Source organism: Acinetobacter sp. 1294596, from assembly GCF_000582925.1.
GTDB lineage: Bacteria > Pseudomonadota > Gammaproteobacteria > Pseudomonadales > Moraxellaceae > Acinetobacter > Acinetobacter radioresistens.
Genome location: NZ_JFCC01000025.1, coordinates 1 through 20,578, shown reverse-complemented (window position 1 = coordinate 20,578; position 20,578 = coordinate 1). Strand labels below are relative to the sequence as shown.

Genomic DNA, 20,578 nt, shown 5'->3' with positions numbered 1-20,578 from the left:
TATGATCCGTATCCTTTATTTACTTGCTAAACCAGAAGACATGAGTAAAGAAAAATTTGATCAAGAATGTCTACGCCACTTTGAAATGTCAGCCGGTATTCCAGGTTTATATAAATATGAAGTTCGCTTGATTGCTTCAGAACCTACCGATATTCATGTTCCCTTCTTTGATGTGCCGGATGTCGATGCTATTGGAGAATGCTGGTTCGAAAATGAACAACAAATGCAAAATTATATGAACTCTGAAATTCGTAAAAACTGGTTTGAACATGGCAAGACTTTCATTGGCAAGTTGAAGCCATTTATAACCAAAGACGTCGGATAAGACTTATTCATCAAATATTAAGGATAATAAATATGCTTTTTTGTGTAGAAATGACTGTAAAAATTCCATTAGATAGTGATCCTGTAAAAATGGATGAAATTAAACGCGCTGAAAAAGAACGTGCTATTGATCTACAGAAAGCAGGTAAATGGCCACATTTATGGCGTGTCACAGGTAAATATTCCAACATCAGTATTTTTGATGTTGAAAGCAATAATGAATTACATGATTTACTGATGAGTTTGCCTTTATTTCCCTATATGGATATTAAAGTGACAGCATTATCTCAACACCCATCTTCAATTCACTAACGCTGAATACCTTTTAAGATCAAGGATGATCATCATGGAAAAGATATACGATATTTCTCAGCTTGATTTATCCAGCTATGTTCGACATGGTGATCGCGTGGTATGGGGCCAGGCTCAAGCTGAGCCCATACCGCTTACTCAAAATTTAATTCAAAATCGTAAAAAAATTGGGAAACTTAAAGTTTTTTTAGGTATTAGCCAGTTTCCTACTTGCCTACCTGAATACTCCGAACATGTTGAATATCTGAGCTATTGTGGTGCAGGACATAATCGAACCCTTGCACAACATCAGGTTTTAGATATTGTGCCTGTGCATTATTCGCAACTTCCCCGTTTAATCGAAGATCAACAGCTTAAACTAGATGTTGTATTGATTCAGGTTTCAGCAGCAAATGCTCAAGGACAATATAGTTATAGCTTGGCACAAGATTATTTAAAATCTGCCCTCCGACATGCTCGAATTGTGATTGCAGAAGTCAATCAGCAAGCACCTTGGGTGTATTCGGATGAATATTTAACTGAGGCTGATTTTGATGTGATGGTGTATACCGACCGGAAAATCGAAGCACAACATAGTGCTGATTATTCAGCAACTACTCAAAGAATTGCTCAAAATGTTGCCTCTTGCATCCCCGATCATTCAACTTTACAACTTGGAATTGGCTCTATTCCCGAGGCCATTATGCAGGCTTTGGATCAACATCAACATTTAGGTATTCATTCAGGCATTATTAGTGATGGTGTTGCAGAATTGATGCAAAAAGGGGTGATTACCAATCAGAAAAAAAGTATTAATCCTGGAAAAACCATCACAGGTTTAATTGTAGGTTCTTCTAAATTACATCAATTTGTTCATCAAAATTCAGGCATTGAACTGCGTTCAACCGAATATACCCATCATGCTGCGACTCTTGCTGCTATTCAAAAATTTATTGCGATCAACTCGGCAATTGAAGTTGATTTAACAGGTCAGGTAAATGCTGAGATTGCCAATAAAACCTATGTGGGCGCTGTAGGTGGAGCTTTAGACTTTATTCGTGCAGCCAATCAGTCTCATGGGGGCGTTTCAATTATTGCCCTGCCTGCTTCTGGAAAAAGTTTTAGTCGTATCGTAAGCAAGCTACAAGGCCCCGTGTCTACACCGCGCAGTGATGCCGGGCTGATTGTGACTGAATATGGAATCGCCGATTTACGCGGTTTAAGCATTCCCCAACGCATTAAAAAAATGATTGCAATTGCACATCCCCATTTTCAAAAAGAACTTGAACAACAGGCTATGGATTTGGCACTAATTTAAAGGAATTCAAAATGAAAGACGCTTATATTATCAGCCCACTGCGTACCCCAATTGGTAAATTTGGTGGTGTACTTGCCTCTTTAACTGCAGTCGATCTCGCTGTAAAAGTCATTCAATCCATCGTAGAGAAAACTGGAATAGATACTAGCACTTTAGATGACGTCATTATTGCGCAGTCATACTCATCTAGTGAGGCACCTTGTATTGGACGCTATGCGGCTTTAGCTGCAGGACTTCCAATTGAAGTTCCCGGTTATACATTAGATCGACGTTGTGGTTCAGGCTTACAAGCGATTATCAATGCAGCAATGACCATTCAATCCGGAAATGCTGAAGCTATTATGGTTGTTGGTGTAGAAAGTATGAGTAATATTGAATATTACTCTACCAATATGCGTTGGGGTAGCCGCGCAGGTAATGTCACTTTCTTTGATCGACTGGAACGTGGTCGTGAAAGATCTCAGCCGATTGAACGCTTTGGAGCTATTTCAGGCATGCCAGAAACTGCTGATAATCTGGCCCGAGACTATAATATTGGTCGTGAAGAGTGTGATGCTTTTGCTCTACAAAGTCATCAAAAAGCCCAGCAAGCTTGGGATACAGGAAAGTTTAAAGAGGAAGTGATTCCGCTTGAAGTGAAATCCAAAAAAGAATCCAAAATTATTGATTTTGATGAAGGTATTCGTGCAAATAGTACTATTGAAAGTTTAGCTAAACTAAAAACCTTATTGCCAAATGGTGTCACCACCGCAGGTAACTCAAGTCAACAAAACGATGCTGCTGCAGGCTGCCTAATTGTAAGTAAAGAATATTTAGAAAAACATCATTTGCAACCGATAGCCAAAATCACCGGCTGGAGCGCGGCAGGTTGCGATCCAAGCCGAATGGGTATTGGCCCTGTATCTGCGGTGAATAAACTACTTAAAAAACTAGATATGTCTCTTAAAGAAATTGATTTGATCGAAATCAATGAAGCCTTTGCAGCTCAAGCCTTAGCAGTAATCAAAGGCTTAAATATTACTGATACTTCTCATATCAATGTGAACGGTTCAGGAATTTCTCTGGGTCATCCTATTGGTGCAACAGGACTTCGTATCATGACGTCTTTAGTACATGAGATGAAACGCCGTAATGCTCGATATGGTTTAGAGACTATGTGTATTGGTGGTGGACAAGGTTTAGCTGCCCTATTTGAACATGTTTAAGTATTAAATTAAAGAATATTTGTTAAGGAGTGACCCATGATTGAATCAAGAATGATTGGTGAAGTAAAAGTAACCCGTATTCATGAATATGCTGGCCCGAGCCATGATCCAAAATTTTTATTTCCGACAGCAGATCAAAGTCTGTTAGAAGAGCATAAAGATATGCTTGCACCACATCATTGGATTCCACAAATGAATCGTCTTATTGTCAGTATTCAATTTTGGGTGGTTCATGCGGGTAATAATATTATTGTGATTGATACCGGTGTTGGTAATTTCAAACAACGTCCAGAAATTCCTCGGATGCATATGCTGAATAACTTGATCACTGAGTGGATGACAGCTGCTGGCGCACCTCCTGAAAAGGTAACTCATGTGGTGATTACCCATTTACACTCTGACCATGTTGGCTGGAATACGATTTGGAAAGACAACCGCTGGACACCAACCTTCCCTATGCCAAATACTATTTACCTAAAGAGGACTTTGATTTTTGTCATGAAGGAAAAAATAAAGAACCTGGCGTTATCGATGTTTTTGGTGATTCCTTCTTCGATAGTGTAATGCCCGTATTTAACGAAGGTCTGGTTGAGTTTATAAAACCTCACACTGAAATTGCCGATTGCTTAGTTGTAGAGCCTGCACCCGGTCATAGCCCAGGACAAGTCACTTTTCGTGTTAGCTCTCAAGGAGAAGAAGCAATCTTTTGTGGCGACGTATTCCATAGTCCACTACAAATTGTTCGTCCTGAAATCAATTCAGGTTATTGCATTTGGCCGGATATCGCACGAAAAACTCGGCTTGAATGCTTGGAGCGTGCTGTAAGCCGAGAAGCTTTACTCTTGCCTGTTCACTTTGGTGACCCGTATTGTGGCTACATTCGTAAACAAGATAATGGATTTATCTTTGAACCTTCAGATACTTGGGATCGTGTTTAATTGATCCCCTCAACTGTCTGAATAATTATTTTTAATACTTAAAAGGATTTAAAAAAATGAAAAAACCAGTAAATAAAAATTTACTGGTTATGGGTACTCTTTGCCTATCCATAACCAGTATCAATACAACTCGGGCTGATGTTATTGATGATACAAAATTTAATGTGCTAGCAAAAAACTATTATTTCAATCGCGACTTTCGTAAAGGTGAATTTAATTCTGCCGGACAGAATGCTCAATTACCTGTATCTGAACGTAAAGGTTATCGTGAAGAATGGACCCAAGGTTTCATTGCCAACATAGAGACAGGTTGGACAGATACGCCTATACAGTTCGGTTTAAACGGTTATGGCCTGATTGCTTTAAAACTCGATAGTGATGGATATCGAACTGGTACAAATAATTTAGAAGTCGACTCGACAGGAAAACCTAAATCGGCAACCGCCGAATTTGGCGGTGCCTTACGGGCAAAATATAAGGAAACTGAAGCAGTACTAGGTAATCAATTCCCGAACAATCCTATTCTTGGAACCAATTATTCGCGTCTACTTCCTTCAATGTCGACAGGTCTATCGATTAAGGATCAGAGCTTTGAGAATCTCAATTTAGATTTTGGTTATTTTACGCAGATGAGCCCTGTTGATTCGACCGATCGCTTAAACTATTTTAATACTGATTACAATAATGGAATTCAAGGTGATTATGTTGCCTATATAGGAGCAACCCATAAACACGATAATATTGAAACTTCTGCTTATATTTCAGAATTAGAGAATGTCTGGATGCAATATTATTTAGGAGCAAAATATAAACATCAAATTGATGCTCAATCAAATTTCAATCTACAAACAAATAACTATATTAACCGAGATACAGGTGATGCCACGGGCGGAAATATTAGTACAAGTATTGTTTCAGTAATGGGAACCTATAAATTATCTAACCACAATTTCAGTTTAGCTTATCAACAAGTATTAGGTGACGAGCCCTTTGACTGGATAGGATTTAACAATAATGGAGGAATTCCTAGTACCCCCAATACTGTGCAGTTCTCAACATTTACTGAGGCCAAAGAAAAATCAGCTCAAGTTAAATATGAAATCGACTTCTCACCTTATGGAGTTGATGGTTTATCATTTATGACTCGTTATCTATATGGCTGGGATATGGATAATACAGGGAGTGATAATGTTTTTTACACCAAACGTCATGTTTATGACCAGAGTATAGATAACAAACATTGGGAAAGAGATATCGAATTACGTTACAAAGTTAAGCAAGGCATTGCGAAAGATCTTGATGTTCGTCTTCGTCAAGCCACTCATAGAGCAACTAAAGGCTATAGATATGGGAATATTGATGAAGTCCGTTTAATTCTTGAATATCCATTTTCATTCTAATAGAGCTTAATATACGAGGAAATTAAAATGCCTTATGTTGTAGAAACCTGGGACAAAATAGACCATCAACTTCTTAGAAAAAAATTAAGACAGGATCATTTAGATTATCTAAATCAAAATCTTGAACTACTTTTAGCTTGTGGCGCAAAGTTGGATGATAATGGCCAAGACTTAGGCGGTGGAATTTATATTATTGATGTAGCTTCAAGAGAAGCTGCTCAAAAATTTATTGAACAAGATCCTTTTTACATTGGAGGTCTATTTCAGAAAATCAAAATAGACCGCTGGAGAAAGGCTTATTTGGACGGAAAATTTTGCTTATAAAAATATGGAGAGCATGGTTTTACCATGCTTTTTTTACAAGGAATGTAATCATGTCAAAAATTAATAAAGTTCTCATCACAGGCGGTGCTCGAGGAATCGGTGCTGCAATTGCTCAACAATGTAAAAAAAATGGATGGTATCCAATTATTTTAGATAAAGAGAGTGCGGATATAGAAGTCGATTTATTAGATGTAGAAGCAACTGCCGCCGCACTGAAAAAGCTTCTAAAAGATGGCCCCATTACTCGCTTAGTGAATAATGTTGGAATGGTCAAACCAGACAATATTGAGAATCAAAGTTTAGACGATTTTAATCAAGTACTTAGTCTCAATGTACGATGCTCCTTACAGTGTATTCAAGCCCTACTTCCAAATATGAAATCAGAAAACTTTGGACGTATTGTTAATATGTCTTCTAGAGCAGCTTTAGGTAAAACACAGCGAAGTGCTTATGCAGTGAGCAAAGCTGGCCTTATTGGCTTAAGTAGAGTAGCAGCGCTAGAACTTGGTGTTTATGGTATTACTGTAAATTCGATTGCACCGGGTCCAATAGAAACAGAGCTTTTCACCGCAGCTAACCCACCCGATTCACCCGTAACGCAACAGATTTTACAAAGTATTCCTGTAAAACGACTGGGACAACCTTCAGATATTGCACATGCATGTTCATATTTTTTAAGTGATGAAGCAAGTTTTGTTACAGGCCAGACTCTATACGTGTGTGGCGGTATGAGTATCGGAGCAACTCCTGTCTAAATAAATTTACTAAGGAAAAAGTATCATGAGAAGATGGTTACAACGTCCTAAGGGATCAAATTGGGGAGATTTTGGTGATGATGATCGTATTGGTCGTTTAAACTTAATTAACGCTGAAAAAGTACTTGAAGGTATCCGAGAGGTTAAAGAAGGAAAAACTTTTTGCTTAAGTTTACCATTGGACTATCCTGGTGGTAATGCACTAAATATAAATAGAAATCCTCCAATTCTTCGTCCATTACAACGATATGGTAAAGTCAATTTTAACTGTGAAATGAATCAATTTGATCATGAAATCTCTGATGTCATGAGTGACGACTTAGCTATTTTACACTTGCAGTATTCCACACAATGGGACGCTTTCGCTCATGTAGGTACTATGTTTGACCTATATAAAAATGGAGAAGAAGAAGCAGCTTACTATAATGGATTTTCCGCAAGAGATTCTATGATCTATCCTGATTGCTTAGAAGATACTGGCCTCCAAAATATAAAAAGCCAAAGCACGTCCTCTGCAATAAAATTAGGTATCGAACATCTAGCTGAACATGGTTTACAAGGCCGGGCTGTAATGATTGATTTAGCTCATCATCTTGGTACAGAAAGGACTAATGTCGGATATGAAATTATTAAAGATATTATTGAAAAGGATCAATTAAAAATTGGCGTAGGAGATATTCTCTGTTTACATACAGGTTATGCAGAAGCACTATTAAAAATGAATAAGTCTCCCAATATTAAAGTTCTAAATCGAACCGGCGCTGTATTAAATGGTGGCGATCCAAAGTTATTGGAATGGATTACAGATTCAGGAATTGCTGCAATAGCTGCTGATAATTACTCAGTTGAAGAATTTCCATATAGCCAAAGACAGTCTTGCTGTTCAGCCTTACCTTTACATCAACATTGTCTATTTAAACTTGGAATTCCTTTAGGTGAGTTATGGTATTTATCTGATTTAGCTAAATATTTAAGAACTCATCATCGGTCTAGCTTTTTATTAACGGCTCCTCCATTACGTTTGACAGGAGCTGTGGGGTCTCCAGTTACGCCTATTGCAACTGTTTAAGATTGAAGAGCATTATTAGAAACTAATTTTCCAAGCTCCTCTAGACCTAGAAGTATTGATTAATGATAGATAAAGAAAACTAAAAAATATCTAAAATTCACTCTATCATTATATTAGCTTTCCGATTGAGATGGTGTCAGTTTAACTTGGAATAAATATCCATTAAAAACTTAGCATTAGCTTAAAATTCAATCTGGATTTATACTCAATTTTACCCTTCCTTTATAAACTTTTAATAACCAAGGCAATACGCAAACAATACTATGGCTACAGGACGCAAGAAACGTCAATACTTAACTTTAGTCATGGCCGATGACCTAAAGAAGATCGACCTTCAGCATATCGACCAGACTAATGAATCAGATCTCAATCTACTTGTTCGGATCTCAAAGCAAAATGACGCTGAAATGGTGATTAAAAAGATCGTTTACTAATTTTTAAAACTGGTACCGCAAAAACTGCTTCTGGTAAAGATTTACCATTAATCACCATTACCCGTAAAAATGGCGACCAATTCCGTTATTCAAAGCAAGACCGTGACTCAGACTATACGGGTGTATCTACAAGCTACCATGTCACTGGTAAAGCCAAACGTGAAAAGGTTATCACTGGTGAGAAAGGCAAGGTGAAACACTTAAAAGGGACATTTACCAACAAAGTCGAAGCTGAACGTGTGAGTGCTGCGAAGATGGCTGAGATTAAGCGCCAAATGGCGAAATTCAGTATCAATTTAGCGTATGGTGTACCACAGATCAGTACAGGGTCCCCCATTAAGCTTCAGGGCTTTAAAGCTGAGGTAGACTAGCTGAAGTGGATCGTTGAAAAAGCTACGCATAATTACTCTATAAGTGGTTTAGCTACACAGCTCGAATTTGGGACATCTTTAAAATAAGGTCTTTAATATATACACTTAACCTAGACTAAAGTTATGATGACATAAATTATTCATTGTTACTGATATATTATAAAAATCACTAATTCCATATAATAAATTCAGGGGAAAATAATGCCTGTAGCATCTAAAATATGTGAGCTTCTAAATAATAAAAGTAAACCAAACTGGTGGCGATTCACCATAAATCGAGCCATTGAATGTGGTGAGTTATCATCTGTAGAACTTGAGGAAGCATATTTAATTGCTAAAATGGAATTTGGACTAGAAGAAAAGTGTGCAAACTACCCTTCATTAACTAAGCCAGTAGAACTTACGGGTTATCATGAAGAAGTAGAAGAGACAAGATTAGTTTCTATTGGAAATACAACTAATATCTCAAATCTTGTATCACAAAAAAAATTGAATTTTCAACTACTGGATTAACAGTTATTTATGGGCATAATGGAGCTGGAAAATCAAGTTATGCAAAAATACTTAAGAATGCATGTCTAACCAGAGGTGAGCCACCAGAACTAAGAAGTAATATCTTTCAAGTAAATGCTGGAATACCAACTGCTGAGTTTCATATAGAATCAAATGGTATTTCTGAAATAATAGAATGGAACAATAAGCTAGAACCACATCCTCGCCTAAAATCAATTAGAGTCTTTGATACAAGCTCATCAATTCACTATTTATCTAAGACTGGTCCATTAGATTTCAAACCTACTGCTTTAAAATTATTGGATGAATTACTAAAAACAAGTGAATTCATAAAGAATAAAGCAAAAACAGAAGAAACTTTTTATGCTGCGGCCACTGTTCTGCCAAAGATGAATTCAAATACAACACCTAGCAAATTAGTTATAAGCGCATCTTTAGATCCAAATCAAGTAGATCTGCTGTGTGCAACGCAGGAAGAGTTAAAAGAACTATCTGACCTACGGGTTGAAGTATTGGAATTAGAAAACAATACACCTGAAAAACTTCGAGAAGAATATAAAAATAGAAGATTAAGAATTGTCCCACTTCAAGTATTCCTGACATCACTTATAAATGAATTAGGATCTGAAAAATTTCAACAAATTAAAGAATTACATGAAAAAAAAGTTCAGACAAAAAATGCAGCAGACTTGTTAAGTAAATCAACTTTTTCTGTATTACCCATATCTGAAATCGGATCTGAAGAATGGATTACAATGTGGAAATCCGTTAAAAATTTTATAGAATGTTTAAATAACAATTTTCCAGTTTTAGAAGGGGATCATTGTCCGACTTGCTTACAAGTAGTGGATCATGCAACAGCTGCAAGACTTTTAACATTTGATGAATATCTGCAGAATGAATTACAAAAAGAAGCTGCAATTGCATTAGATAATTGGAATACTGTACTAAAAAAAATTAAGAAATTAAATTTCTCTAAAACTCCCTATGAGGCCATACTCAATGATATTAAAAGCAAAGATGAAGCGTTTAGTCTCCTTTTATATAATTTAATTGACCAATTAAATGAACGGGCAAAAAGTATATTAAAAGATATACCCTCCTTTGACTTTGATGATATAAATTTAGAATCATTTACAAGGCTTAATACTCACATTTTAAAATTAGAAGAGCTTGAAAAAACAGTATTAAATGATGATAGTAAAATAAAATCCATTTTATTAAAAAAACAGAGAATCTTGGAAATTGAAGATAGAGAAAAAATAATATCGGTGAAGGATCAAATAAAAGAAGAGATAAAAAAAGCGAAAAAAAATGAATTATTTAGTAAAATTACTAGCACTTACATTTTGCTGGGGAGTATATTCTATAAATTTACGTCCAGATTTATATAGTCTAATAATTTGATCTAAATTAATTAACCGAGCCTCATGTAACTTTACTAGATAACAAATAAAATCATAGTCAACATAATCCAACCTAGCTAGTTCTTGTGCTGCCCTATCAAGAACTAATCTCCTAACTCCATATTTCTCAAAAAAGTTTTCGAAAAATCTATTTGTTGAATCAAGTTTAGCCGTATAATCTTTATGCGCCAAAGCTGTGATTTCTTGTCGTTTAAAAAATATACCAATAATTCCAACTAAGGCACCAAGCAGTCCAACGATATGAGTAATTTCCATTAGCCCCTCTAAGCAGTAACAACTACTGGTATTTCAAAAGAAATAGGATCTGTATATTCCGCACACATAATATTTATTTTTATTACACCTTCATCAATAGCGTTAGGAACTAGATAATAATTATCAAATTTTATTTTTCTTGTATGTAAAAGTGAATTAGTTGTAATGTAAATAGTATTTTCATCGGAGTAGCTATCACTTAAGCCCATATTTACTTTTGGCATTAAACTTCCGTAATCTATAGTCGCTAAGTTTTTTAACACTCCTGACATATATTCCTGCTGTCTTGCCTCGGGTGACTTAATATTTGGAATCAAACTTTTCTGTATGTTCTTTTGATACCATTTAATATCTTCATCAGATTTATCATCAATAATTGTAATAAAATTTGGAAATTCGATTTCTACACTAATCATGTTAGCCAAATTATTACCAATATTTTCAACAGCAATATTTAACTGACTTGATCTTACTTCTAACTGATGAAGTGCTCTTAAAGCGTGATTATGATTATTTATATCTACTTCTGAAATAGCATCAACTTCATCATTATATTCTTGAATATATTTTTTTATATCATGCATTCCCAAAATTGAATGAGTTGTCAATAAATCTCCTGCACGTCGCATTTCCATGCGAGTGGAAATTCTTTCAGGTTTTTCATAGTAGTCATCCTCCCTTAATTTGAACCAAAATAGCTCTATTTGATCAAACTCTTCTATTGAAGTATTCGCTATGTCATTAATGCTTACTTTAAGTAAAGGTTGTTTTACTTTAATCGACTCTTTAATACGTTCATTTTCTTCGCGGAGTTTTCTATTTTCCTCACTGAGCTTAGCTAGTTCTTCAGCAAGTTGACCTGAAATTTGGTTTCCTCTGATCCAACCGCCCCCCCGATGCTTTCTCATGTTTTTATAAAGTGAATTTGAAATCTTATGTTTTAAATCATCTACCGTATCCCAAAATTCGCACAAACGATCAGTCAGAACCTTTTCTCGAAAACGCTGTAGTTTATCAATATTTTCATTGTTAGCATCTCGTTCATGCGGGCGTGTAGGAACATTATCATTACGAACAAAACAAAGTATCTTTAACCCTTTACTGATAGCGTAATCGAACTCTTTTTCTGTAAAGCTAATCCCATCTTGTTTCGAGATCGAACCGTATCGATGACCCAATATTAAAATATAAAAATCACTTGAATCAATTAAATCTTTAATAATTGTCCATTGCTCATCATTATCAGCACCAAATAATTCCATACCTACTGGAAAGTTATAAGATTCTAAAACAGTATTAATTGCGGCACTTCGCGCTTCTATTAAATCTGTATATGTTGAACTAATAAATACTTGGTACTTCGTATCTTGACTCATTTTTTCTTTATAAAATAAACATTGAATTAATTAATATTTATAGCATCTCAACAAAGTTAGATAAATACATATGTATTAGATAATTTCTTGCTTTTAAACTAAAACAGCACAGCATGGTTTTATGTTATGAATACAATTCCTGCCTAAATAGAACCTCCGCTTGAGCATCATTTAAATCAGTAAATTGACGACCGTTCTTTTCTCGATCACTGTCGCCATAGTTAAATGACATATAAAGCACACCATTTGGTTTCAAGGCAATTATCAACTTTCCTATGACTTCAGCTAAGCATTCACGCTCACAATGCAATAAAGAGGCACATGCCCAGACCCCATTATAAGCCTCATGCTCATAAGCACCTCGTTAATTAGCCATTTTATCTAACTAAAAGTTGTCTACAAAATCGGTGGCTATTCATATCAACTTCAAACGTTGAAGCTGTAAATTCTTCTGCATTCTTATTGTAGTAGTCTATTGTTTTAATTACGAATACTTAGGCTAAAAATCACAATTAGTCTACTAAAAAACAAAAAAATAAGGGAGCAAAAACTCCCTTTCTATTCACGGCTCGCCAACTTATTTTCAATCCACTGATGAATTTCATAAGCAGACCAACCGATACGATTCTGTGTAATTTTTACTTTTTTGGGAAAAGTCGGATCATAGTAAGGTGAGTATTCATCCATCATTTCATAGATTGTTGATCTACCTACACCAACAAATTTAATAACTTCTTTAATACTAATCAGTTGATTCATTTGAAAAGTTTGTCCAACAAACGCATTCATGAAATTTACTCCAAATCAATAATGCGAGCGTTACTGCTCAAATAATCAGGAGATCTGTAAAAATTAACTAATTCACTGCCCTCACACTCCCCTGTAACTCTTTATGCATATCCTGTACAAATCCATCATCTTGATTGAATTTAGGCTTTGCCTTAGTTTTTGAGTCAGTCTGAGTTTGTTCAGACTCAACAACCTCATCCGAGTAAAACTCCTCAACCAAATCCAATCCTTCCTCCGCATTCACCTCAAACTGTGCATTACTCAAGCCTAGTCGTGCTATTGCGTCCAAGGCATTTTGATTGAAGCCTACGGTTTTACTTTGTTGGTCAATCTCCTTGGCAGTTTGAATCGCTTGTTGAAGGTTTGTGCCATCTCGTAAGGTTAAATCCACATAATACACCGGCTGACGATAGCTTTGCGTAGTGGACTTTCCCCGAAGTGTCAGTTGTAGCGGTAGACATGACAGTAAGCCACCCGATGCCGCATGGTAATAGTTGAGTCTTGCTGCCAAAGTACGAATACTATTAAAACTTGTGGTTCTAAAGATGAATGTACCCAACTCATCGGATTCATCTAAATTCACATAGAGTCGGCCATACGGTTTACACAGCCCTCCTTGGGCCAATGCACATAAATCTGGAGATGGACAAGGATGATGCTCAACCCCTTGATGGGTCAGTCGCTGGCAAGTTTCTCCATTACCCACACAAACAGGTCTACCCGTTTGACGGTCAAATAGGCTGTACTCTGCACGAAGATTGAGTTCAGGATCATTAAAGATCATCCGCACTGGAATGGTTCTGATTTTTTGATTGGGTGCTTTAACTCGAAGTTGTTCATCGAGTGGATGTTTGACCCAACCACTGTCCTTATTTTGGATTTGGCTGGTAATGGTAAATTGGTCATCCTTTTCAGGGATGCGTTTACCATTTTTCTCAACCCTCTTACCGATACTGATCCGTCCTAGTATTGGCGGTGTAATCGCTAAACCTTTGATCATATTGATTTCCTCTTTTTGTAAATTGAATAGGCATAAAAAAGCCCATGCTGTAGGCATGGACTCTGATATAAGCTTGTGTGATTGAATTACTGGCTTGATGCTTGTATGGATAAAAATCTGACTTATCCACCATTAACATAAATCTGAAAACGCCGTGTGCCTTGCTTGTTCTGCTGAAATTGATTGAGATATTCAGGGTGTGATTTGAGTAAAGCCTTTGTATCCAAAGCAATCGAGTCTTTAGATTTCTTCCACGTCACTGAACCTGTTTTAAAGGTGGCGCGCTCAGCCTGTTGCATCTTGGCTTGCAACTGATGTTTAAGGAAGTCAAATTGCTCCTGATACTTTTCAACTTGATTGCGTACTCGGATCATTTGCTCAAATTGTTGATTGGCTTGCTCGTCTTCAGATAGATCGGTAGTACTGAGTGGTACATGTTCAGGATAGAGTAGCTGTAAAGCTTTGGCTGCCGATTCACTGGCATCTGCTTCAGGTGGGATATCCTTTTCCACACAATCCCAGAAGTAACGTTCCGCATTAATGATGTGTTGTATCACCGATTCAGAACGCGTGACTTTAAAAATGCGTGTTTCATGTCCACAGAGCAGCACACAAATATGCGCTGCTTTTTTGCCTGTCACTGCCAATTGATGTTGCACTTGGCAAAGTACATATAAAGGCACACCATCTCGCCAGAGTTTAGCCCCATATTCCCCTGCGGTTTTGCACTCCAGAATCTGTACATCTGCATCACCCACTACGGAATAATCCAGATTAGCCAGCATGAAATACTTGTCGGGATCAGGATGCTGTAATACGGCATTGACCCGACGGACTTTATATTTGGTATGCATGCTGTAATACTCGGCAACAAGCGGTTCAAGTCGCTTACCCCAATATAAAGGTGCATAGCCTTCACTATCCTCTTCAATGCTTTGTTGAATCCGTCCTGTTTTGATCATCCACAATTCCAGCATCGACATATAGGGATTAAGGCCACAGGCAGCAGCACAGTCACTACTGCCAATGCCCTTGCGTCTTACTTCAAGCCATTCCGCTTGGCTCATATTTTTGGTCTCCACAAAGCGTTTAGCGGTAAACAGTTTCGGACAGTTGGTATGTATATTCAGTATTGCATTGTTTGGATTAATTAAAGCTGAGTTCATAGAAATTTCCTTTAATATTAAATTTGGGGCATAAAAAAGCCGCGTCCGAAGACGCGGCTTTAAAGGCTAAGATTTGCTTCACAGGTGAAGAGAAATGTTTGGCTTCGTTCAGTAATACTTAGACTAATTCATGAAACTAAGGTCTATTCAGTTTAGGCAAGCATACGCAGCGCCTGTTCCAGCCCGCGCTGCTTGAGTCCGGCGCCTGCACCAAACCAGGCTGAATCGAGACGATGATCCTGACTCATGGCACGACGTTCATGGTCTGTGAACTCGGTAATAGCGCATAGCAAGCCATAGGCGGTGTCTTTGGCTGAACTGAGTTCCGCCCCGCGGCCATGCCCGTTAAACATGGTCATGACTTTTGACATCGCGCGCCCATTCGGTTCAGTCCTGTTATCAGCTTTAGGGACCGGGTTGGCCTGGCTAGCGACATTACGATAGAACTGAATAATGCCTTCGTCCTGCTCTATTGGACTGAGGCCGGTATTGTTGAATACCGCATCAAAATATGCTGCCGCTTCAGTCTGTGTGACTTTACGCTGACTGAGCTGTTTCATCTCGTACATATGCTCATCCCATTGCCGTACCGAGATACCCAACTGCTGTTTGATTTTGCCTGCATCAAATCGGGTGCTGTGCGGGACTTTAACCACTCCAGCACTGCTTTGTCCTTTAAGTGCAATCGCCAAGGTGTTATTGCAGACCACACGGATTGAGGTAAATTGCGCCGTGGTTGCCAATGTACCGTCACACGCCGTAGCCAAGAGGATATAAGCATTGCTAACATCTTTGCCTTTTAAGGCTGCACTTTGTCCTGTCCGTGCCAATGCCCAGAACTTCTTGCCGCCTTTCAGAACCCCTGCAGTTTCCAGTTCAAATCCGGACTGCTCGGTTAAATCACGGTAGAACTCCAAGATCTGTTTGGGTTGCACTTCCTGATAGCGCTGACTGACTACCGATAATGGGGCATGCGTATCTGAGCGGTACAGTACCCGCTGTTCTTCAAAGGGCATGATGATGCTTTGCCCACGATCATTCTGAGCCATATAGCTGACATGGGATGATTCAATGCGCCAGTTCATGCCAGCCTGCTGTGCCCAGACTTCAATCGGCTGGTTTTGCGTGAGCTGGTTGCCCAGACCATGCCAGGGGGTTTGACCGACATAGGCCATTTGTTCAAGTTGATGTGCCATAATCTAATCCTGATGATAAATAATGAATAAATTTAAACTGTTAAGAGTACGAATATAAACGGTCTACTATTTATGCAATGGCGAACGGTAAGATGCCTGTGTCTGGTCAGCAATGACCAGAATTACCCCACCCAGCATGGCTCCTGCAATCCCACCAATAAAAGGTGAATAGCCCAGTGACTTCGCCAGCGACATGCCCAGCACCGCCAGAGTGGTGGGTGAATTGCGAAGACCCCATTCCTGTAGCGCCGGTTTTAACGGTTCATATTGTGAAAAGTTTGAATCTTCCATCTGGTCAAAATCTCGATACGGCATAAGAAACTCCTGAAAATATATTTATGGGTCAGCAGCTCATTTGTCCTGATCTGGAGAAATGTTCAGCTGCTGCTTCATTCAGGTGTTATGTATCTGAAATTTTTTAGAATCTTGTTCTTATATTATTTAGTCTTACTATTATTCGGCGATATAGAAATGAAATTGACCGGCTTGCAGCTTGGCATTATCATAAGCATGCTGGCCTACATTGCCAGCCGGTTTTAGCAGACCGTTTACCCAATGCACACTAAAAAGTCTATCTTTTTGGTGGGCGACCCTGTGTGTCCCCCTTTGCGGCGGAACGGGAGGGGGACACCTTCGGGTGTGCTGATCTTTTTGGGTATCAGTCTGCTAACCCCTTTTCGTTTCGCCACCATTATTTAGCAGTGATGCGGTGAAACTTCTTTATACCCAAAGGAGTCATCATGACTGTTTTCTTATTTGCTGTTTGCTCTATTCCCATCCCTTCTTCTCTATCTAAACAATCCGGTTCTTCTGCCCTGCTTTGGTAATGAAGATCCTTGCACGCCTGATGTTAATGATGGGGATACTGATCTGGCTGGGCCCGGCTGTTATTGGCTTTTTGCTGATGATGCTGCTGTTCTGGCTCTTGGTTGAACTGGCCGGCTGGAATAAAACGCCGCACCGGTAAAACATCCTGATCTCTTATACCTTCTTAAATCAGACGCCGATCATCCTCTGTTTATGATGAGAATTATAATGTCTTTTTCTAATCGTCTGCCCTTACTGGGCATTGTGCTGCTGGCGGCTGCCGTGTTAGCTGGCTGCGAAAGCAAATCCAAACGTGATTTTAATGCCGGCTGCCAGTCGGGTGGCACAGACCGTTCCACCTGTTCCTGTGTCTATGACCGGCTGGAAGCTCATTACTCTCCTGCATTTATGGAAAAGCTGGGCCAACAGAATGTCAGTCAACTTGATCTGCCTCAGGATTTTACCGAGCAGATGCTACGTGCAGCTCAAGCCTGCCAGTCTCGCTAGGGGTGCGAATATGCAAATCAAGCATTATCTGATCGGGGTATATATCGTAATTGCCCTGCTGTTTTCAGCATATTTAAAAGGTTGCAGCGCGACCGCAGACCGCAGTTATGCCTATAACCTGGGCAAAGCCATGGTTTGGCCGGTGTCCATGTTTAATTAATTCCATTTACTTAAAACTTATTCAACAACAATAATTTGGAACGATTTTAATGAATAAACAGATCAAGAATTTTTTGCAGTCAGGGGTGATTGTAGCCAGTCTGGCATTACCGGGCTTAAGTCATGCAGACATGACGCAGGTGATGGCGCTGGTCAATGATCCTTCTGCCGCACCTGCAGTGAAACGCTGTGAGGGCAATACCAATTGCAATGCGTTTGTGGCACTCAGCAAGCAGTGGCAGGTCATCCCCAAAGATGATCCGTTGCGCTATTTCATCTATAGCGGTGATCTGAATGGGCTCATCCGGGAAGGCAAGGATTTGCATCAGCACAAGTTATTAGACCTGGATGACTTTGCCTATCAGGTTTTTGATTATCACGCCGAGAATTCTAATGACCGCTGGCTGTATGTCAAAGGCTTATGCGTACTGAAGTATGTGCAGCGCACCCAGTTCACAAAGCCATAATCAGGCCCTTTGGATTTACCCGCATTCCCGTTTTAAAGGACATACCGCCATGAAAAAACTGATCATCACGGCTGCACTTTTTACCCTGCTCACCGCCTGCAGCAAAACACCTGAAAGTCCAGCTTCTGCTGCTAATAGCGAACATGAATCCGTTTCATCTGATGACAGCGCTATAAAAGATGAGACAAAAGAGCGTGAGGCTGAAGCGGCCGCCATCGCGCATGACCGCTATGACCCGGACAGTATTTATGAAGGGGCTGAAAATATTGATATTCCACCGCCACAGATGAAAAGAAAGCTATTGCCCGGTGAAGCACTTGAAGTGAAGTTTAGGCCTGCCGAAACTTATGTTGGGTTTACAGTCATCACATCCACTGTCTTAGATAGCACCCGCTTAAGAGTAGTCTCAGAAGTTAACGATGTACTGGATAAAGTGGAAATAGACAACCCCAACTGCAAAGTTATTGGTATAGAACCATATACGGTTAAATTTCCTAAGCAAACCTACTACGGTGATAACTTTAACCTGCTGCTAAAGGGCTGTACTGCAGACGAAATCAAGGAAGTCTATTTGTATACGACACGTGGCAAACTCACCCACCGTGCCATTGTTGAAGAATAGCTTCAAATATAATCCAGCCTATTTTTTACCGGCTTGCGCTTTAGCTGTTGGTACAGACTAAGCTAATGCCTGACTTTATGGCTATCACAGCCAATGTAATGAAGATCTAGCTCCTGCTGAATGCAGATGATGGCTAGATGATTAAAATGCGCTCTGGCGAGTGCTTTAAGGGCTATACCCCCCGCAAAATCAGCTCGCTTTAGCCCAGGTCCATACACCGTTTTCCTCTGTCTTGGCTAATTCTGCTTATGCATTGAATCAGCACAAAAAGTTTCAATCCCTAGAAGAACTGAGACAGAGAGCATACCAAGAAGAATGACATGACTCATATAAAATTACTGTCCGCTGCCTGCTTATTGATCGCTTTGCTGAGTGCTTGCACCCCCTCACAAGATAGGGCTAGCAAACTGATCAGCCACAGGCAGAGCTTGATCCGAAAACCCAGAAATTCATGCAAACGGATTTAAGCGAAACACTGGCCGATGATGAAATGCCGGCTTCATCTGAAACAGATCTGAACAATCAAAATTTAGATACGGCATCGATTGCTGATGAGCAAACAGAAGCTAAGGCTATAGCTGAAGAATTTGACATACGCGTCTACCGTGCTGAATCGCAAGGTTCATTGACAGGTTATATTGATAAAATCGATATTATTTCACTCAACGATCAGCCCACCACCATTACGGGCGTTCAGGTCAACCGCGGCAACTGTGAAATAACCCGCATATATGATTATAAAAACATGTATTACGGCTCAGCGGCTTTAGCTTATCCGCGCTGCAAGGTTGAGTCTATTCGTGAAGTCAGTATCAGTACAGCTTATGGGACTTATGCTTATCGGATTGGGTGATTTCAAAATAAAAAATAAGCGGAAAACTTGCTTAACTTTCCGCTTAAACACATAATTTCTTATTGGCTTTTTCGCCAAATTATTATGTAAAAATTACGAGTAAAAAAGGCCCCCTTAATACGCTGCGAAAGTTATCATGAGTTATTCATAATTAAACAAATTTGTCTTTTTTTTATGATCACTGTAAGCTGACTTTATTTGATTCCAAGTCCACGTAAAATTACCCATGCTGTTACGACTATTTGATATAAATTCTATTTTCCAATTATCGGTTTTATCAGCATCAACACTCATTTTGACCTTAAAACCCATATCTAAAAAACCAAACTCTAAATATTTAAAAAATGCCAATATTCTTGCTCTAGCATCTTTATCTCGTTTTATTTTATTTGGACTTGTCTTTTCTCTAGAATCATTGTGAGAAAAAATAGATTTATCATATTCGTCTAAAAAATTTTCATACATAATACTGCGTAACACAGGAATGATTGAACCCTCTTTTTCTACACTTCTATACACTAAATGTTGTTCTTTGGGCCAAGTTTGCAATAATAATTTCATTATATTATTACATTCATAAAGCTTATTATATTTAGACAAACGCTGCCCATTCAAAAAATTTGATTTACCAACAGCAAGCTTTAATTTAAAATTTTTGGGATCATCTTTTAAAAAATCGAAATAAAAAAGCTCAATCAGATGTTGAAACAAAAAATGCAATAAATTATCAACTAAAGTACCTGGTTTGAAATTTAATGGTGTCTTCAAAGTTGAATAATATTTTTTACCTTGAGACGTATTAAATGTAGAAAAACCTGTGATAGATGTACGTGCAAATATTGAGTAGTATGGAATTTCTCTTAGCAAATCCATAAATTTTCTCTGAATTGCCTTATTTTCCAATTGAGTATTCGGGCTCACTATTTCTGCATATAATTGAAAGTATCTAAAAATTGATCGATTTACTCTATCTTTAGAAAGAAAGGAGGATAATGCATAGTTATTGAAAAAG

General features: G+C 38.4%; 25 protein-coding genes and 1 pseudogene. 17 read left to right on the top strand and 9 right to left on the bottom strand.

From position 1 onward, the window contains the following. Position 1 precedes the first annotated feature (1 nt). The 12 genes from mmlI (at position 2) to J502_RS09860 (ending at position 10,336) form a co-directional block, all read left to right on the top strand. On the top strand, positions 2-325 hold the full coding sequence (gene mmlI / locus J502_RS09915) for a 4-carboxymethyl-4-methylbutenolide mutase MmlI (protein WP_005015538.1): 324 nt from the start codon (positions 2-4) through the stop codon (positions 323-325). Between the two features lie 32 nt (positions 326-357). After that, positions 358-636, top strand: a complete 279-nt coding sequence (gene catC / locus J502_RS09910) for a muconolactone Delta-isomerase (protein ID WP_005015541.1) — start codon at positions 358-360, stop codon at positions 634-636. A gap of 34 nt (positions 637-670) precedes the next feature. Continuing rightward, complete coding sequence (locus J502_RS09905) at positions 671-1,933, top strand: acetyl-CoA hydrolase/transferase family protein (protein WP_005015544.1); 1,263 nt, start codon at positions 671-673, stop codon at positions 1,931-1,933. An 11-nt stretch (positions 1,934-1,944) separates the two neighbouring features. Beyond that, positions 1,945-3,138 (top strand): acetyl-CoA C-acetyltransferase, encoded by a 1,194-nt coding sequence (locus tag J502_RS09900; protein WP_005015545.1) that lies wholly within the window; start codon positions 1,945-1,947, stop codon positions 3,136-3,138. 36 nt (positions 3,139-3,174) lie between these two features. Continuing rightward, the gene (locus tag J502_RS17140) at positions 3,175-3,702 is read left to right on the top strand and encodes an MBL fold metallo-hydrolase (protein ID WP_249301556.1); all 528 of its coding nucleotides are present in this window, start codon (positions 3,175-3,177) and stop codon (positions 3,700-3,702) included. Beyond that, entirely contained in the window at positions 3,702-4,076 is a 375-nt protein-coding gene (locus tag J502_RS17135; RefSeq protein ID WP_249301552.1) for an MBL fold metallo-hydrolase, read from the top strand. Before J502_RS17140 ends, J502_RS17135 begins: the two co-directional genes overlap by 1 nt. Before the next feature lie 56 nt (positions 4,077-4,132). Continuing rightward, the gene (locus tag J502_RS09890) at positions 4,133-5,476 is read left to right on the top strand and encodes an OprD family outer membrane porin (protein WP_005015549.1); all 1,344 of its coding nucleotides are present in this window, start codon (positions 4,133-4,135) and stop codon (positions 5,474-5,476) included. Positions 5,477-5,503: 27 nt separating this feature from the next. After that, complete coding sequence (locus J502_RS09885) at positions 5,504-5,800, top strand: YciI family protein (RefSeq protein ID WP_005015552.1); 297 nt, start codon at positions 5,504-5,506, stop codon at positions 5,798-5,800. A 50-nt stretch (positions 5,801-5,850) separates the two neighbouring features. Beyond that, entirely contained in the window at positions 5,851-6,555 is a 705-nt protein-coding gene (locus J502_RS09880) for an SDR family oxidoreductase (protein WP_005015554.1), read from the top strand. A gap of 25 nt (positions 6,556-6,580) precedes the next feature. Then, on the top strand, positions 6,581-7,624 hold the full coding sequence (locus J502_RS09875; RefSeq protein ID WP_005015557.1) for a cyclase family protein: 1,044 nt from the start codon (positions 6,581-6,583) through the stop codon (positions 7,622-7,624). 1,006 nt (positions 7,625-8,630) lie between these two features. Next, a complete protein-coding gene (locus J502_RS09865) occupies positions 8,631-8,942 on the top strand; it encodes a hypothetical protein (protein WP_005015560.1) in 312 nt (103 codons plus the stop codon). Between the two features lie 299 nt (positions 8,943-9,241). Further along, positions 9,242-10,336, top strand: a complete 1,095-nt coding sequence (locus J502_RS09860; protein WP_005015562.1) for an AAA family ATPase — start codon at positions 9,242-9,244, stop codon at positions 10,334-10,336. Here the strand turns inward: J502_RS09860 and J502_RS09855 are convergent. The 8 genes and pseudogenes from J502_RS09855 to J502_RS09825 form a co-directional block, all read right to left on the bottom strand. Then, the gene (locus J502_RS09855; RefSeq protein WP_005015564.1) at positions 10,262-10,624 is read right to left on the bottom strand and encodes a hypothetical protein; all 363 of its coding nucleotides are present in this window, start codon (positions 10,622-10,624) and stop codon (positions 10,262-10,264) included. The two genes, J502_RS09860 and J502_RS09855, sit on opposite strands and share 75 nt — an antisense overlap. An 8-nt stretch (positions 10,625-10,632) precedes the next feature. After that, positions 10,633-12,000, bottom strand: coding sequence for a DUF4062 domain-containing protein (locus tag J502_RS09850; RefSeq protein ID WP_005015566.1), 1,368 nt, complete (start codon positions 11,998-12,000; stop codon positions 10,633-10,635). Between the two features lie 124 nt (positions 12,001-12,124). Further along, positions 12,125-12,340 (bottom strand): annotated as a pseudogene (locus J502_RS17295) (SAM-dependent methyltransferase); the annotation flags it as partial. 218 nt (positions 12,341-12,558) lie between these two features. Continuing rightward, positions 12,559-12,789: a helix-turn-helix transcriptional regulator gene (locus J502_RS09845; protein WP_005015568.1), complete on the bottom strand. Its 231-nt coding sequence runs from the start codon at positions 12,787-12,789 to the stop codon at positions 12,559-12,561. Between the two features lie 67 nt (positions 12,790-12,856). Next, positions 12,857-13,789, bottom strand: a complete 933-nt coding sequence (locus J502_RS09840) for a recombination directionality factor (protein WP_005015570.1) — start codon at positions 13,787-13,789, stop codon at positions 12,857-12,859. A 122-nt stretch (positions 13,790-13,911) separates the two neighbouring features. After that, a complete protein-coding gene (locus J502_RS09835; RefSeq protein WP_005015572.1) occupies positions 13,912-14,955 on the bottom strand; it encodes a YqaJ viral recombinase family nuclease in 1,044 nt (347 codons plus the stop codon). 152 nt (positions 14,956-15,107) lie between these two features. Next, positions 15,108-16,151 (bottom strand): DUF932 domain-containing protein, encoded by a 1,044-nt coding sequence (locus J502_RS09830; protein ID WP_005015575.1) that lies wholly within the window; start codon positions 16,149-16,151, stop codon positions 15,108-15,110. Between the two features lie 66 nt (positions 16,152-16,217). Next, positions 16,218-16,466 carry a hypothetical protein gene (locus J502_RS09825; protein ID WP_005015576.1) on the bottom strand — a complete coding sequence of 83 codons (249 nt, stop codon included), beginning with the start codon at positions 16,464-16,466 and terminating at the stop codon, positions 16,218-16,220. Between the two features lie 720 nt (positions 16,467-17,186). Here J502_RS09825 and J502_RS09820 point away from each other — a divergent pair. From J502_RS09820 to J502_RS09805, 5 genes are all read left to right on the top strand, one after another. After that, positions 17,187-17,465 (top strand): hypothetical protein, encoded by a 279-nt coding sequence (locus tag J502_RS09820; RefSeq protein WP_005015578.1) that lies wholly within the window; start codon positions 17,187-17,189, stop codon positions 17,463-17,465. Between the two features lie 10 nt (positions 17,466-17,475). Then, on the top strand, positions 17,476-17,625 hold the full coding sequence (locus J502_RS16960; RefSeq protein ID WP_005404281.1) for a hypothetical protein: 150 nt from the start codon (positions 17,476-17,478) through the stop codon (positions 17,623-17,625). Between the two features lie 49 nt (positions 17,626-17,674). Next, the gene (locus J502_RS09815; RefSeq protein WP_005015581.1) at positions 17,675-18,091 is read left to right on the top strand and encodes a hypothetical protein; all 417 of its coding nucleotides are present in this window, start codon (positions 17,675-17,677) and stop codon (positions 18,089-18,091) included. A 49-nt stretch (positions 18,092-18,140) separates the two neighbouring features. After that, entirely contained in the window at positions 18,141-18,713 is a 573-nt protein-coding gene (locus tag J502_RS09810; protein WP_005015585.1) for a hypothetical protein, read from the top strand. A 451-nt stretch (positions 18,714-19,164) separates the two neighbouring features. Beyond that, positions 19,165-19,566, top strand: a complete 402-nt coding sequence (locus J502_RS09805) for a hypothetical protein (protein ID WP_005015586.1) — start codon at positions 19,165-19,167, stop codon at positions 19,564-19,566. Positions 19,567-19,707: 141 nt separating this feature from the next. Here J502_RS09805 and J502_RS09800 read toward each other — a convergent pair. After that, a partial coding sequence (locus J502_RS09800; protein WP_034683960.1) for a hypothetical protein occupies positions 19,708-20,578 on the bottom strand: 871 nt, incomplete at its 5' end.

Excerpts from the sequence above, each read along its gene's own strand:
- mmlI (WP_005015538.1), top strand. The coding sequence starts at position 2 with ATGATCCGTATCCTTTATTTACTTGCTAAACCAGAAGACATGAGTAAA.
- catC (WP_005015541.1), top strand. The coding sequence starts at position 358 with ATGCTTTTTTGTGTAGAAATGACTGTAAAAATTCCATTAGATAGTGAT.
- J502_RS09905 (WP_005015544.1), top strand. The coding sequence starts at position 671 with ATGGAAAAGATATACGATATTTCTCAGCTTGATTTATCCAGCTATGTT.
- J502_RS09900 (WP_005015545.1), top strand. The coding sequence starts at position 1,945 with ATGAAAGACGCTTATATTATCAGCCCACTGCGTACCCCAATTGGTAAA.
- J502_RS17140 (WP_249301556.1), top strand. The coding sequence starts at position 3,175 with ATGATTGAATCAAGAATGATTGGTGAAGTAAAAGTAACCCGTATTCAT.
- J502_RS17135 (WP_249301552.1), top strand. The coding sequence starts at position 3,702 with ATGCCCGTATTTAACGAAGGTCTGGTTGAGTTTATAAAACCTCACACT.
- J502_RS09890 (WP_005015549.1), top strand. The coding sequence starts at position 4,133 with ATGAAAAAACCAGTAAATAAAAATTTACTGGTTATGGGTACTCTTTGC.
- J502_RS09885 (WP_005015552.1), top strand. The coding sequence starts at position 5,504 with ATGCCTTATGTTGTAGAAACCTGGGACAAAATAGACCATCAACTTCTT.
- J502_RS09880 (WP_005015554.1), top strand. The coding sequence starts at position 5,851 with ATGTCAAAAATTAATAAAGTTCTCATCACAGGCGGTGCTCGAGGAATC.
- J502_RS09875 (WP_005015557.1), top strand. The coding sequence starts at position 6,581 with ATGAGAAGATGGTTACAACGTCCTAAGGGATCAAATTGGGGAGATTTT.
- J502_RS09865 (WP_005015560.1), top strand. The coding sequence starts at position 8,631 with ATGCCTGTAGCATCTAAAATATGTGAGCTTCTAAATAATAAAAGTAAA.
- J502_RS09855 (WP_005015564.1), bottom strand. The coding sequence starts at position 10,624 with ATGGAAATTACTCATATCGTTGGACTGCTTGGTGCCTTAGTTGGAATT.
- J502_RS09850 (WP_005015566.1), bottom strand. The coding sequence starts at position 12,000 with ATGAGTCAAGATACGAAGTACCAAGTATTTATTAGTTCAACATATACA.
- J502_RS09845 (WP_005015568.1), bottom strand. The coding sequence starts at position 12,789 with ATGAATGCGTTTGTTGGACAAACTTTTCAAATGAATCAACTGATTAGT.
- J502_RS09840 (WP_005015570.1), bottom strand. The coding sequence starts at position 13,789 with ATGATCAAAGGTTTAGCGATTACACCGCCAATACTAGGACGGATCAGT.
- J502_RS09835 (WP_005015572.1), bottom strand. The coding sequence starts at position 14,955 with ATGAACTCAGCTTTAATTAATCCAAACAATGCAATACTGAATATACAT.
- J502_RS09830 (WP_005015575.1), bottom strand. The coding sequence starts at position 16,151 with ATGGCACATCAACTTGAACAAATGGCCTATGTCGGTCAAACCCCCTGG.
- J502_RS09825 (WP_005015576.1), bottom strand. The coding sequence starts at position 16,466 with ATGCCGTATCGAGATTTTGACCAGATGGAAGATTCAAACTTTTCACAA.
- J502_RS09820 (WP_005015578.1), top strand. The coding sequence starts at position 17,187 with ATGTCTTTTTCTAATCGTCTGCCCTTACTGGGCATTGTGCTGCTGGCG.
- J502_RS16960 (WP_005404281.1), top strand. The coding sequence starts at position 17,476 with ATGCAAATCAAGCATTATCTGATCGGGGTATATATCGTAATTGCCCTG.
- J502_RS09815 (WP_005015581.1), top strand. The coding sequence starts at position 17,675 with ATGAATAAACAGATCAAGAATTTTTTGCAGTCAGGGGTGATTGTAGCC.
- J502_RS09810 (WP_005015585.1), top strand. The coding sequence starts at position 18,141 with ATGAAAAAACTGATCATCACGGCTGCACTTTTTACCCTGCTCACCGCC.
- J502_RS09805 (WP_005015586.1), top strand. The coding sequence starts at position 19,165 with ATGCAAACGGATTTAAGCGAAACACTGGCCGATGATGAAATGCCGGCT.